This is a genomic window from Mycoplasma sp. 21DD0573, assembly GCF_034863425.1.
Lineage (GTDB): Bacteria > Bacillota_I > Bacilli_A > Mycoplasmatales > Metamycoplasmataceae > Mycoplasmopsis.
This window is the reverse complement of the sequence record NZ_JAYFEZ010000015.1, coordinates 1-14,191: the sequence shown is the minus strand read 5'-3', so window position 1 is coordinate 14,191 and position 14,191 is coordinate 1. Positions and strand designations below refer to the sequence as shown.

The 14,191-nt window shown below is 30.1% G+C and carries 15 protein-coding genes; 10 read left to right on the top strand and 5 right to left on the bottom strand.

Annotated elements, in window-relative coordinates; genetic code table 4:
• Positions 1–75 precede the first annotated feature (75 nt).
• The 4 genes from VBM86_RS02675 to def are packed head-to-tail and all read right to left on the bottom strand — an operon-like array spanning position 76 to position 3,505.
• Positions 76–663 (bottom strand): DJ-1/PfpI family protein, encoded by a 588-nt coding sequence (locus VBM86_RS02675; RefSeq protein WP_323189770.1) that lies wholly within the window; start codon positions 661–663, stop codon positions 76–78.
• Positions 663–1,595: an MSC_0882 family membrane protein gene (locus VBM86_RS02670; RefSeq protein WP_323189769.1), complete on the bottom strand. Its 933-nt coding sequence runs from the start codon at positions 1,593–1,595 to the stop codon at positions 663–665. The genes VBM86_RS02675 and VBM86_RS02670 overlap by 1 nt, the downstream gene beginning before the upstream one ends.
• Before the next feature lie 2 nt (positions 1,596–1,597).
• The gene (locus VBM86_RS02665; RefSeq protein ID WP_323189768.1) at positions 1,598–2,914 is read right to left on the bottom strand and encodes a hypothetical protein; all 1,317 of its coding nucleotides are present in this window, start codon (positions 2,912–2,914) and stop codon (positions 1,598–1,600) included.
• 33 nt (positions 2,915–2,947) lie between these two features.
• Positions 2,948–3,505: a peptide deformylase gene (gene def / locus VBM86_RS02660; protein WP_323176770.1), complete on the bottom strand. Its 558-nt coding sequence runs from the start codon at positions 3,503–3,505 to the stop codon at positions 2,948–2,950.
• An 82-nt stretch (positions 3,506–3,587) separates the two neighbouring features.
• Between def and plsY the strand changes: the two genes are divergently transcribed.
• The gene (gene plsY / locus VBM86_RS02655; protein WP_323189767.1) at positions 3,588–4,331 is read left to right on the top strand and encodes a glycerol-3-phosphate 1-O-acyltransferase PlsY; all 744 of its coding nucleotides are present in this window, start codon (positions 3,588–3,590) and stop codon (positions 4,329–4,331) included.
• 41 nt (positions 4,332–4,372) lie between these two features.
• Here the strand turns inward: plsY and eno are convergent, their stop codons facing one another.
• On the bottom strand, positions 4,373–5,734 hold the full coding sequence (eno, locus tag VBM86_RS02650) for a phosphopyruvate hydratase (protein ID WP_323189766.1): 1,362 nt from the start codon (positions 5,732–5,734) through the stop codon (positions 4,373–4,375).
• A gap of 392 nt (positions 5,735–6,126) precedes the next feature.
• On the opposite strand from eno, the gene rpsL reads away from it, so the two are divergent.
• The 9 genes from rpsL to rpmB all read left to right on the top strand — a co-directional run bounded on the left by rpsL (position 6,127) and on the right by rpmB (position 13,998).
• On the top strand, positions 6,127–6,543 hold the full coding sequence (gene rpsL / locus VBM86_RS02645; protein WP_323188689.1) for a 30S ribosomal protein S12: 417 nt from the start codon (positions 6,127–6,129) through the stop codon (positions 6,541–6,543).
• A gap of 50 nt (positions 6,544–6,593) precedes the next feature.
• On the top strand, positions 6,594–7,064 hold the full coding sequence (gene rpsG / locus VBM86_RS02640) for a 30S ribosomal protein S7 (RefSeq protein ID WP_257089177.1): 471 nt from the start codon (positions 6,594–6,596) through the stop codon (positions 7,062–7,064).
• Between the two features lie 14 nt (positions 7,065–7,078).
• Entirely contained in the window at positions 7,079–9,169 is a 2,091-nt protein-coding gene (gene fusA, locus VBM86_RS02635) for an elongation factor G (protein WP_257089179.1), read from the top strand.
• Between the two features lie 152 nt (positions 9,170–9,321).
• On the top strand, positions 9,322–9,864 hold the full coding sequence (locus VBM86_RS02630; protein WP_323189765.1) for a tRNA (cytidine(34)-2'-O)-methyltransferase: 543 nt from the start codon (positions 9,322–9,324) through the stop codon (positions 9,862–9,864).
• Positions 9,845–10,570, top strand: a complete 726-nt coding sequence (locus tag VBM86_RS02625; protein ID WP_323189764.1) for a TrmH family RNA methyltransferase — start codon at positions 9,845–9,847, stop codon at positions 10,568–10,570. Before VBM86_RS02630 ends, VBM86_RS02625 begins: the two co-directional genes overlap by 20 nt.
• Before the next feature lie 2 nt (positions 10,571–10,572).
• A complete protein-coding gene (locus VBM86_RS02620) occupies positions 10,573–10,833 on the top strand; it encodes a hypothetical protein (RefSeq protein WP_323176776.1) in 261 nt (86 codons plus the stop codon).
• 7 nt (positions 10,834–10,840) lie between these two features.
• On the top strand, positions 10,841–11,698 hold the full coding sequence (ylqF, locus tag VBM86_RS02615) for a ribosome biogenesis GTPase YlqF (RefSeq protein ID WP_323189763.1): 858 nt from the start codon (positions 10,841–10,843) through the stop codon (positions 11,696–11,698).
• A gap of 40 nt (positions 11,699–11,738) precedes the next feature.
• Positions 11,739–13,673, top strand: a complete 1,935-nt coding sequence (locus VBM86_RS02610; protein ID WP_323189762.1) for a DNA gyrase/topoisomerase IV subunit B — start codon at positions 11,739–11,741, stop codon at positions 13,671–13,673.
• A 133-nt stretch (positions 13,674–13,806) separates the two neighbouring features.
• Positions 13,807–13,998, top strand: a complete 192-nt coding sequence (gene rpmB, locus VBM86_RS02605; protein ID WP_323188685.1) for a 50S ribosomal protein L28 — start codon at positions 13,807–13,809, stop codon at positions 13,996–13,998.
• Positions 13,999–14,191 lie beyond the last annotated feature (193 nt).

Below are 14,191 nucleotides of genomic sequence, written 5' to 3'. Positions count from 1 at the left end.
ATAATTGAATCAACAACCAAAATTGGTTGTTTTTTACTAAAAAACCTACACAAATATTTGTGTAGGTAATTTTGATTATATTTGTGTAAGCTTTCCAAAAACCATATTTGAACGTACAGTATCAGAGAAATCTTCACCGTAAAAGTATTCTAATATAGCGAACCCAAAATCTAATGAAGCAGTTGCATTTGATGCTGTAATAAGGTTTCTGTCTATATTAGTGAATGGAGATTGTTTTCAATTGTTAGAGTTAATGATTTTTCCATCTTTTCAGAATGGTTTACTTCATTCAGAAAAGAATGAAACGTATTTTTGGTCTTTGATTATATTAAATTCAGCTAAAACGTTTGGTGCATCACAGATAGCTGCAAGAGGTTTGTTAAGTTCATTAAAGAATTTGTTAATTAATTCTAATGACTGCTGATTTTGCCTAAGTGTTTGGCAGCCTCTACCACCGGGTACGAACATTAAATCGAATTCGTTTAAATTAACTGAATTAACAATGTTTGTTATTTTAACAATATTAAATTGTCCTGAAGCTTCTTTTAAGTTTGGAGAATAATAAGTAATTGATTCTAGTTTACCTGAAGCGACTAAAACAGATAAAGTTGTGTTTAATTCTATGTCGTTAAATTTATCTTCAATTATTACAAGAAGTTTCATTATTTTTTACCTCTTTTAATTACACCTTTTCAAATTAAGTATAAGAATATTGTTAAAGGTAATAATACAACTAAAATGAAAACAATAATGTAAGCTTTAATTCAAGCTTTATTCTCTAATCTTCTATCTGTATTTGTTTTAGCAACAACTTCTTCAGGGTTGTTTAAGATTGCTAATTTAATTTCAGCTTGTCTTTTTCTATCGTAAATTCTAAGAACGGTAAATACAATCGCACTAGCTGCTATTGTAGTTCCTAAAATAATGAGCATATTTTTAGTGCTTCCAAAAGCATTATCTAAAATGTCGGTTCATTCAACTTTTGAGTTAATGTAAATTCATGAACCTTCTTTACCTGTGTTTACTTCTCAAGGAGATGTAAAGTAAAGTAAGCAAACTACAGCAATGAACAATCCAGTATATGTTAAGAAGAAAGCATAAATTCAACTTAAACGAAGCATTTTGAGCGTAATTGCTCTGTATGCTTCAGCAATAAGAACACCATTCATTTGTGTTCCATTAATGTAACTGTTTTTAGTTATTTCTTCAGTTTTAATTCATGACTTACGTCTTGTTAAAGCTTTAATTCATAAACTTAATGAAATTAAGAACACAATGCTTATTCCAATGTATCAAGCAATACCTTGTGTATGAGGTGGTTGCGATTTAAATGTATTAACAAAATAATTAATAATTGCAGCAACTATACAAAGACAGAAAATGGAAAATCATATCGAGAAAGAAAGTAATGCTAGTTTTTTCTCTCTTTTAAATAATTTAAGAATATTTTCAGGAACTATGCTTTTTGGATTTACATTAGTAACTTCGTTTGTGCCAACATTTTGAACTTGTGTTTGATTTGCATAAACACCAGTTGAACTAGATGAGTTTTGAACTGAAACTGGATTTTGATTTTGTTGTTCTTGATTATTCATAATTACTCACTTGCTCCAGTTGACATATTTGCACCTGGTTGTGGATTTTCTGTATTTGGTTGGTTATTTGTGTTACCTGAGGTTTCAGTTGTTTCTTGTTTATTAAGATCTCTTAAAACAGAATTTTTAAGGTTTCCTAAAATTCCTAAAGCTAAATCTGCTGTGTTTGTTTTTTCAGAGATTGTTGGGTTAATTTTTAAAATCGCATCAACAATTTTTGATAAGTTTTGCTCTTGCGAACTATCTGATTTAGCTGCTGCTAACCCTAGCATTCCGAAGACATTTTTGACTTCTTCTGGAATTAATGTAATTGAATTTTGTTGTAATTCTTCATTGATTTTATCAACAACAAATTTTGTAAAGTCTGCTTTATTTTGTTCGCTTGAGTTCACTGTTGAGCCAGGATTTGCTGCAATAAATTGAGCTTCATATTTTGTGATGTAAGCTTCAAGTTCTTTATTGTTTTCGATTTCATTTTTAGATTTTTCATCTAACAATGTAGGAATGTTTTTAGCAACTATATCAACAAATTTTTCATTTTCTAACATAGCTGCAATAGTATTTGAGTTTTTAAGTAATTTTTCAATATCATCTTTAGATAATGAATTTGGATCCTTTATAAATTTAATTGCTAAATCATGTAATTCTGAGTCAACAAATAATTGAACCATTGAAAAAATTCCTGAAGCCAAGTTTGTTACAGATGAACCTTGACCACCAGTCATAATTTTCACACCAAGTTCTGTAGCTTTATTTGCTTTATTTGAGCTGGGTGCCATTGTTGAAATTACGTTAGCAAGTAATAATGAACCGGGTAAAGTAAGAATTACGTTTGTAATTCCTCATAACCCACCGAAACCTGCTCTAGAGAATTTAGATCTTTTCTTATTTTTCTCTTTTCTTTTCTTTATTGTTGCTAAATGAATGATTCCGATTATTAATCATAAAAATCCTCTAACGCCTCAGTAAACTCCTAAAGAAATGAATGTTATTGCAAATGTAAGAATTTCATATGCAGATTCAAATTTTTGATCTTCTTGTGCTTTTTTCTCAAATGCAGCTTTAAAAGCTACTGATAAAATAACAGAAACAATAATTGTGATAACTATTGAAACTGTTTTGAAAATAGTTCATTTTCATCTTAAGAATCAACCTGTGACAAATGAAAATAAAACAAGTGTAACAATTAAAATAGGCATTCAAATAGTTGGGTCTGAAATTTTAGACGACATCAAATTCGCGAAGAAGTCATATAACTTATCCATTGCGTTCGATGACTCACTACTTGATGATGTTTGAGTTTCAAAAAATGTAAGCATATTCTCCTTTCTATATTTTTTTAGTTAGTTAAATTACAAGAATTTAGCTTTAGGTAGTTTCTTTCAAGGGTTTTTCTTAGCAATTCTATCGATAAATAACATTCCGTTTAAGTGGTCTAATTCGTGTTGAAATACTATTGCTAAATATCCATCAACTGTTAAGTTTTGGAATTCTCTAGCAAAATAACTGTAAGCTCTGACTGTTATTTTTTCAGATCTATAAACATATCCTTCTTGGTCTGGTCAATCTTCAGAAACACTTAAGCAACCCTCACCTTCAGAAAGTGCAATTTTCTTATCGCTTTTAGCAATAATAACAGGGTTAAATAAAACATCTTTATAAATTGTGTTACCTAATTCATCTTGTATAAAAACATAAAAGACATTTTTAAGAACACCATATTGAACTGCTGCTACACCAACTCCGGCTCTAAATTCAGAACCATCTTTTTGCGAATCATCAATGTGATAAATCATTTTCTCAGCTAATTCAATATCCTCATCTGTTAATGGAAGAGGCACATCTTGTGATTTTTTTCTAAGTACTTTTTCTGGTAATTGTACGATTTCTACTTTAAATTTTTTATTCATAATATTAATTATAATATATTAAATTAATTATAATTTAATATAAATTAGCTAACGAAGCATATTCAATTAATTAGGAGGGACAATGACAGCGATTCAACTTAGCAATTCAATTTTGTTTAATATTTTATTATTCATTTTTGGATACATTGCAGGATCCTTAAACACTTCAATTATATGAGGAAAAATTGTTAAAAAAGATGTTAGAGAGCTTCATTCAAAAAACGCAGGAGCAACTAATTCCTCTAGAGTACTAGGGAAAAAAGCAGGACTATACATTTTACTAATAGATATTTTTAAAACAATTTTAATGGTTTCAATTGCATATGGATTGTGTAAGGCTATCAATAAAAATAGTTTAAATATGAGCTTATATGTATTTCCAATTTTATGTGGTTTAGGAGTTGTTGTTGGGCATTGTTTTCCTATTTTCTTCCAATTCAAGGGTGGAAAAGGAGTTGCTACATCAATTGGTTTATTAATTTCAATCAACATTTCACTTTTACCAATTGCTGCAGTTATATTCTTTGCAGTATTATTCTGAAAAAAATATGTTTCATTAGCAAGTATTGTGTCAGCTCTTTTAATGATGCCTGTAATTATGTTTGGTCACTGATTTTTAAGTTCAGATCTTTCTTGAGCAACTAATATGAAATGACTTGCTGACTATAGTACAACCGCATCACTTTATAATTATCAATTAACTAGTGGAATCTTCTTTATAGCAGCAGTGCTACTAATAGTTATAATGCACAGAGATAATTTAGTTAGAATTTTTAAGAATCAGGAAAGAAAGTTATCTTTTTTAGATAGAAGTAACAAAAAATAGAGAGATTTTAAAGTCTCTCTATTTTTTGTTAAATTAAATTATTATTTTTCAATGTTATAGAATGCTTCTCTACCTTTGAATGAAGATACTGAACCTAATTCTTCTTCAATTGCTAATAATCTATTGTATTTTGCAATTCTATCTGTTCTTGATAATGAACCTGTCTTAATTTGTCCTGTGTTCATAGCGACAGCAATATCAGCGATTGTTGTATCTTCTGTTTCGCCTGAACGGTGTGATACAACAGCTGTCATATTTGCTTTTTGAGCCATTTGAATAGCTTCAAAAGTTTCTGTTAATGAACCGATTTGGTTAATTTTAATTAAGATTGAGTTCATTGATTTTTCTTCAATAGCACGTTTTAAAATTGCTGTGTTTGTAACTGTTAAGTCATCTCCAACAATTTGTAATTTGTTTCCTAATTCTGCTGTGAATTTTTTGAATCCTTCTCAGTCACCTTCAGCAAACCCATCTTCGATTGAAATGATTGGGTACTTGTCAACTAAGTGTTTTAAGTAATCTAACATTTCATCTGATGTATATGTGAATTTAGTATCTGTTAAGTGTTCGAATCCAGGTAATTGTTTTTCAACAGCTGCTTTTAATTTTTTGAATGTGTATACACCATCTTCATATAATTCACTTGATGCACAGTCCATTGCAATAGCAACAGCATTTTCACCTGATTTAGCAGGAACATATCCAGCTGCTTTAATAGCTTCAACTAAGAAGTCTAAAGCTTCTTCGTGTGATTTGAAGTTTGGAGCAAATCCACCTTCATCACCAACTTGAACACCGTGTCCGTGTTTTTTAAGTAATTTAGCTAAGTTATGGAAAACAAAGTTAGCCATTTGTAAAGCTTCACGGAATGTTTTAGCTCCAACTGGCATAATCATAAATTCTTGGAAGTCAATTGTGTTTGAAGCGTGTTCTCCACCATTGATAACGTTTAACATAGGAACTGGTAATTCGTGAGCGTTAAATCCACCTAAGTATTTGTAAAGTGGAATTTGTAATTCATTAGCAGCAGCTCTAGCAACAGCTAATGAAACTCCTAAGATAGCATTAGCACCGAATTTAGATTTGTTTTCTGTACCATCTAATTCAATCATTTTTCTATCAATTTCACGTTGTAATGTAACTTCCATACCTTCGATGTAAGGAGCAATATCGTTGTTAACATGATCAACTGCTAACATAACTCCTTTTCCACCAAATCAGTTACCTTCATATTCAGAACCTTTGTCCCTTAATTCAAGAGCTTCACGTGATCCTGTAGATGCACCTGAAGGAACTTTAGCAATACCGTATCCACCAAATTCTGTGAATACTTCAACTTCAACAGTTGGGTTACCACGTGAGTCTAGAATTTCACGTGCGTGAATTTTTTTAATTGCTGACATTTAGTCTCCTTTATTTAATTTTTAATGTACATTTAAATTAATTAACTTTTCTTCTAGAAAAGTAATGTAATTATAACATTTTTAAATTTATATACTTTGAGCAAGTTTATCTGCGATTAATTTCACATTTTTGTTTAATTTTGTGCGATTTTTAAAATCTGTTAAGGTTGGATATTCTCAAAAATAACTTTCAATATAACTACCAAAACATTTATGTGTAAGTCTTAAAAGTATTTTTTCAAGGATTAATAAAACTAAATAAAAAAAATAAAAAATATTGATACACACGGGTAAGTTGTTATATAATTGCTTTGCTAAATTATTATCAAAATAAATAGCTTAACAATATTAATCTTAAAATTTATCAAATCACAAATGAAAGGAAGCATAAAATGCCAACAACTAATCAATTAGTTACACATGGTCGTAGCTCAAAAATTAAAAAACAAAACGCTCCTGCTTTAAGCGTTAGCTACAACTCATTAATTAAAAAAGCTAAAAAAATGGCTTCACCATTTAAACGTGGTGTATGTACTCGTGTTGCTACAATGACACCTAAAAAACCTAACTCTGCATTACGTAAATATGCTCGTGTTAAATTATCAAACGGAATGGAAGTTACAGCTTACATTCCAGGAGAAGGACACAACCTTCAAGAACACTCAGTTGTTTTAATCCGTGGAGGACGTGTTAAAGACTTACCTGGGGTTAGATACCACATCGTTCGTGGAACACAAGATGCTGCTGGGGTAGCGAAACGTAACCAAGGACGTAGTTTATACGGTGCTAAAAAACCTAAATCAGAATAATAATTTAAATTAATTTATACACACAATAATTATTAATATAAGGAGGACATATGTCAAGAAAAAAAAGTGCCCCAATACGTGAAGTACTTGCAGATCCAGTTTTTAACTCTGTTATTGTTACAAAGTTAATTAACCAAATTATGTTAGATGGTAAAAAATCTATCGCTCAAGACATTTTATATTCAGCATTTAACATTATTAAAGAAAAAACTCAAAGAGAACCAATGGAAGTTTTCTTAGAAGCAGTTGAAAACATTACACCTCAATTAGAAATCAGAACAAGAAGAATCGGTGGAACAAACTACCAAGTTCCTACAGAAGTTTCTCCTCGTAGAAAACAAACATTAGCATTAAGATGACTTGTTCAATACTCAAGATTAAGAAATGAAAAAACAATGGATGTTCGTTTAGCTAACGAAATCATTGATGCATCAAACAAAACAGGTGGAGCTATCAAAAAACGTGAAGATACACACAAAATGGCTGAAGCTAACCGTGCATTTGCACACTTCAGATGATAGTCTAAGGTTTATTTATGGCTAGAGAATATGAATTAAAAGATTACCGTAATATCGGTATTATGGCCCACATTGATGCTGGAAAAACAACAACTACAGAAAGAATTTTATTCCACACAGGTAAAATTCACAAAATTGGTGAAACACACGATGGTGCTTCACAAATGGACTGAATGGCACAAGAACAAGAACGTGGAATTACAATTACATCAGCTGCTACAACAGCTTTCTGAAAAGGAAAAAGAATTAACATTATCGATACACCAGGACACGTTGACTTCACAGTTGAGGTTGAACGTTCATTACGTGTATTAGATGGTGCTGTAGCAGTTCTTGATGCTCAATCAGGAGTTGAACCTCAAACAGAAACAGTTTGAAGACAAGCTACAAACTACAAAGTTCCTCGTATTGTTTACGTTAACAAAATGGATAAAGCTGGTGCTGACTTCGCAGCTTCAGTCGCTTCAGTTAAACAACGTTTAGGTGGAAATGCAGTTGCTATCCAATGACCTATCGGTGCTGAATCAGATTTCGAAGGTATTATTGACCTTGTTACATTAGAAGCGATTAAATACAACGGAGAACCACAAGAAGAAGAATTTCCAACAGAAATTCCTGCTCACTTAAAAGACATCGTTGCTGAAAAACGTCAAGAATTATTAGAAGCGGTTGCTAACTTTGACGAAGAATTAATGATGTTAGTTCTTGAAGGTGGAGATTTAAGTGTTGAAGAATTTAAAGCTGCAATTAGAAAAGCTACTTTAACATCAGAATTCTTCCCAGTAGTATGTGGAACATCATTCAAAAACAAAGGTGTTAAGAGAATGATTGACGCTGTTGTTGATTATTTACCATCACCACTTGATGTACCACCAATCCCTGCTTTCGATGGGGATAAAGAAATATTTGTTAATGCAACAGACGATGGAGACTTTTCTTCATTAGCTTTCAAAGTTATGACAGACCCATACGTAGGTTCATTAACATTCTTCCGTGTATACCGTGGAGTTCTTGAAAAAGGAAGCTACGTATACAACACAACTAAAGAACAAAAAGAACGTATTGGACGTATTTTACAAATGCACGCTAACTCACGTGTAGAAATTGACGAATGTAGAGCTGGAGATATTGCTGCTGCTGTTGGTCTTAAATACACAACAACAGGAGATACATTAGTTGGAGAAAAATCACCAAAAATCGTTCTTGAAAAAATGGTATTCCCAGAACCAGTTATCTCACAAGCTTTAGAACCAGAATCAAAAGCTGCTACAGAAAAATTATCATTAGGATTACAAAAATTAGCTGCTGAGGACCCTACATTTAGAACATATACTGATGAAGAAACAGGTCAAACAATTATTGCCGGAATGGGTGAATTACACTTAGACATTATTGTTGATCGTTTAAAACGTGAATTTGGTGTTAAAGCTAAAGTTGGAGCACCTCAAGTTTCATACCGTGAAACAATTACAATTCCTGCTGAAGTTGAAGGAAAACACATCAAACAATCAGGAGGAAAAGGACAATATGGACACGTATGAATCAAATTCGAACCAAACCCAGATGGTGGATTTGAATTCGTGGACAAAATTGTTGGTGGAAAAATTCCAAAAGAATACATTAAATCAATTCAAAAAGGTCTTGAAGAAAAAATGGCAGCTGGTATTTTAGCTGGTTACCCAATGATCGACGTTAAAGCTACATTATTCGATGGATCATACCACGACGTTGACTCATCAGAGATGGCTTACAAAATCGCTGCTTCTAAAGCACTTACAAAAGCAAAAGATAAAATTGGTACAGTATTATTAGAACCAATTATGGACGTTTCAGTAGTTGTTCCATCAGATCACATCGGAGATGTTATCGGTGACTTATCAAGACGTAGAGGACTTGTTAACGACCAAGAACAAAGAAATGATGGAGCTGTTATTGTTAGAGCAATGGTTCCTCTTTCAGAAATGTTCGGTTACTCAACAGAACTTAGATCTATGACAAGTGGACGTGGAACATACCAAATGCAATTTGATCACTACGAAAAAACTCCAAAATCAATTGCTGATGAAATTATTAAACGTAGAAACATTCAAGATAAAGATGAAGATTAATATTTAAATTTTCACTTTAAATAATTTAAAAAAGTAGGTATATCCTACTTTTATTTTTTACTTATTTGACTTATACACTATTGCAAAAGTAAAATTAACTCAATAATTAAGGAGTTATTAATGAGCATCATAATACTATGTATAATAGTATTATGTTAAATATAGTTTTATATCAACCAGAAATCGCCCCAAATACAGGGAATATAATCAGAACTTGTTATGCACTGGGTGCAAAATTACACATCATCAAACCAACAAGTTTTTATCTTCATCCTAAATATCTTAAAAGAGCAGGTGCAGGAAGAATGCTCAGTGACATTCAACACGAAATTCATAACTCATATGAAGATTTTCACAATAAGTACAAAGATAAAAAAATCTTTTATGTAACTAGATATGGTTTAGAGACATATACAAATGTTAAATATAATGAAGTTCACCAACAAACTGGTGAAGTATGATTAATGTTTGGTAGAGAATCTACAGGTATTGATAAAAGAATCTTAAAAGATAATTTAGAAGATTGCATTAGAATACCGATGGTTTCAGCTATGCGTTCAATTAATCTTGCTAACTGTGTTGCTATTTTAGGATTTGAAGTTATGAGACAACTTGATTTTAAAGATTTATCAAAATTTGAAGTTGAAAAAGGAAAACATTACTTAGAACAATATGATGAAAATAATAACCAGTAAGCAAAATCAGTTTATCAAGGATGCTTATAAACTTTTAGATAAAAAATATAGAAGTAAAGAATCAAAGTTTTTAGTTGAAGGTTATCACTTAGTCAATGAAGCGAAAGAAAAGGGTATTTTACTAGAAACAATTGAAGTAGTTGATAAAAATAAATTTGCTGATTCGATTTTAGTCACAGAGGAAATCTTAAATTATTTATCAGACACATCTACACCACAAGGTATTATAGGTATTTGCAAATTTCCTGATGTCTCAAAATCAATTAGTAACAGAGTTTTATTTTTAAATAATTTGCAAGAACCTGGAAATGTAGGGACAATTTTTAGATTAGCGAGAGCCTTTGATTTTGATACTGTTATTGTCCAAAACTTTGATTACTTTAATCCAAAAGTTATTCGTTCTTCACAAGGTGCACTTTTTGATTTGAATTTAATCAAGACAAATAATATTGATATTTTAGAGGAACTTAAAAAACAAAACTATATTTTATATGCAACTATGTTAGACACAAATGCTAAGAAGTTAAATGAAATTGATTTTTCAAGAGAAGAAAAAATTGTCATTATTTTAGGAAACGAAGGTAATGGGATTGATAATCAAACTGCTTCGTTATCTGATGAAAAAGTTTACATTCCAATTTCATTTGAAAGTTTAAATGTAGCAACTGCTGCAGCAATTGTGTTGAACAAAGTTAGAAATGGGTAATTATGAATAAATTCGATAATTTAATTGAACAAATTAAAAACTATAACTTTCATTTATCTTTAGAAGGGTACAATAAAACGGAAGTTGAAAGTCATTTAAATGAATTGATTAGACAAATTAATGAAATTGTTAATGAAATAAATGAATCAACCGAAAGAACAGAATTATATAAAGCCCAATATAAAGAACTTTACAAAGAAAATAAAATTCTTGCTGAAGAAGTTAATAAACTTAGATTAGAACTAGAAAAATTAAATAAATAGGATAAATATGGAATTAGAACACAAAGAACAAAAATATGAGAATTTAATTCAATGATTCCCTGGTCATATGGCTAAAGCTTTTAAAGAATTAAAAGAAAAAGCTTCATTAGCTGATATTTTTATAGTAGTTTTAGATGCAAGATGTCCAATTAGTTCATATAATGAAGACTTTGACAAAATTGCACCACAAAAAAAGAGATTGTTCATTATTACTAAATCAGATTTAATGGATCAATCCAAAAAAGCAAAAATCGAAAAAAGATTTGCAAACGAAACGTTATTATGATTAGATCTTAGAAAATCATCTTCAAAACAAGTTATTTTAAAAAAAATTAAAAAACTTTCACAAGAAAGAATTAATAAAAACAGAGAAAAAGGGATGTTGATAACCAGAATGAAATCATTTGTTGTTGGTGTTCCAAACTGTGGGAAAAGTACACTTATTAATTTAGTTTCAGACAAAAAAACTTTAAAAGTTGCTAACTATCCAGGTGTAACTAGAGAAAATAAGTGAGTTGTCAACGGTGAATATTTATTTTTAGATACACCAGGTATTTTGCTTCCTAAATTTGAAGATCAAGAAGTTGCTGTTAAATTATTAATCACAGGTGCTATTAAATTAGATAACTTCTCACCAGAGGTTGTTTCAATGAAGTTTTATGGATTAATTTCAAAATATTATCCAGAAAAATTAGAACAATTAGGTCTAAAACCATCTCAAGATGATATTGAAATTTACTCACAATTATTTAGCTATGGTGAAAGATTTAAAATTTACAAAGAAAACCAAAGAATTGACACTGTAAAAACTTACCAACATTTTATAAATTGAGCTAAAAATTTAGAAGGAGTTACATACGATTAATTCGTGTGTTTTTTATTTAATCTTTTATAATATTAAAACTATGAGTCAAAACAATACATATAATGCAAGTAATATTCAACAATTAAAAGGGCTTGAAGCTGTTAGAAAAAGACCTGGTATGTACATTGGTGGAACTGATGTACATGGTTTACATCACTTAGTTTGAGAAATTGTAGATAACTCAATCGACGAGGCACTAGCTGGTTATGCAACTGAAATAATTGTTACATTAAGAAATGATGGTGGTGTTTCAGTTCAAGACAATGGACGTGGTATTCCGGTTGATAAAATTAAAGGTTCAACAAAAACAGCTGTAGAAGCTGCTTTCACTGAATTGCATACAGGTGGAAAATTTGATGATAGTGCGTATAAAACATCAGGAGGTCTTCACGGTGTTGGAGCTAGTGTTGTTAATGCTTTATCAACAAAAGTTGTTGTGGAAGTTTCAAGAGATAAAAAGATCTATTTAACTGAATTTCAACAAGAAAAAATCCTTCAAAGAACTCACGAGGTAGGTGTATCTAAAAATACAGGAACAATAGTGACTTTCTGACCTGATTATCCACTTTTTAAAAGAGCTAAGTTAAGTTTTGACAAAATTTCAGAAAGACTTAAAGAAAGAGCTTTCTTAATTTCTAATTTAAAAATAATCTTAAGAGATCAAAATAATGATAAAACAGAAATTTATGAATACACTAAAGGTCTTGAATCATTCTTAAACTTTTTAAATGATTCAAAAGATTTAGTTTCAAAACCTATTTCATTTCAAGATGAAAAAAGAGGCATCTCTGTTGATTTTGCTTTTCAATGAACAACTCAATATGAAGATACAATTCTGAGTTTTGTTAACAATGTTAAAACAAGTGATGGTGGTTCACATGTGCTTGGACTAAAAACTGCATTTGTTAAATCAGTTAATAACTTTGTGTCAAAAGAAAATGTAGTCAAAGGTCAAAGAATTTATGAATGAGCAGACATTAAAGAAGGACTTAGTTGTGTTCTCTCTTTAAAAATTCCTGAAAGTATTCTTGAATTCGTAGGTCAAACTAAAGATAAATTAGGGACTCCAGACGCTAAACCTGTTGTTGAAGAAATTGTCTTTAAATATTTAGATTCTTGATTAAGTGAACACAAAGAGCAAGCTAAATTAATCATAGATAAAATTGAATCTTCATATGATTTAAGGCAAAAACAAAAATCATTAAAAGATGAAAGTAGAAAATCAAAACAAACAAGTAAAGAAAAATTAATTTTAAGTGACAAATTAAAACCTGCGACTGGTAAAAATAATGAACAAAATGAGTTATTTCTAGTCGAAGGGGACTCAGCTGGTGGTTCGGCAAAAAGTGGAAGAGATAGAAGATTTCAAGCTATCTTACCATTACGTGGAAAAGTCATTAACTCTGAAAAGAAAAAAATGGCTGAAGTTCTTGAAAATGAAGAAATCAACACAATTATTAATGCAATTGGAGCAGGATACGGTAGAGATTTTGATATTGAAAAATCCCAATATGGAAAAATAATCATTATGACTGATGCTGACACTGATGGTGCTCACATTCAACTTCTATTATTAACATTCTTTTATAGATTTATGAAACAGATGATTGAACAAGGAAAAATTTTCCTTGCACTTCCTCCATTATATAAAGTGACTCTTAAGAGCAGTAAAAAAATTCTTTATGCATGAGATGAAGATGATTTAAGTGATATGCTGGAAAATATAAAAGAATCATATGAACTCCAAAGATATAAAGGTCTTGGAGAAATGAATGCTGATCAATTGTGAGAAACAACTATGGATCCTAAAACAAGAACATTAGTTCAAGTAACAATTGAAGATGCTCTTATTGCTGAAAGAAGAGTTTCGGTTCTTATGGGAGAAAATGCTGAAAACAGAAGATATTGAATTGATCAAAATGTAAACTTCACACTTGAAGATAATTTCATTGAAAAATTAAACATATCTAATTAAGCAAAATGATTTTTATAAAAAAACAATAAAATAAAGTTTTTTGCTATAATATCAAAGAATTTTATTTTTACTCTTTTTATAAAGACTAAATAAAAGTTTATAAACATTTATTACTTATAGAAAGGAAGAAATTATGTCAAGAAGAGACGTTTTAACAGGTAGAGGACCTCAATCAGGTAACAAACGTTCACACGCATTAAATGCTACAAAAAGAAAATTTAATGTTAACTTACAAAAAGTTAGAGTTACAATAGACGGTCAAAAAATGACATTAAGAGTAAGTGCAAAAACATTAAAAACTCTTAAAAACAAAGGGTTAATTTAATCATTTCTCTAATACTTTTAAATTAAACATATATAATCAAAATAAATTACCTTGATCAAGTAATTTATTTTTTTATTTTTTTTAAAAAAAGCTTTGAATAAAAAAAATAGTGTTATAATATTCTTGCTTTTGATAGCAAAGAAGTTCTTTGAAAACTAGATATATACAAGACATGACAAGTCAATTTTTTTCG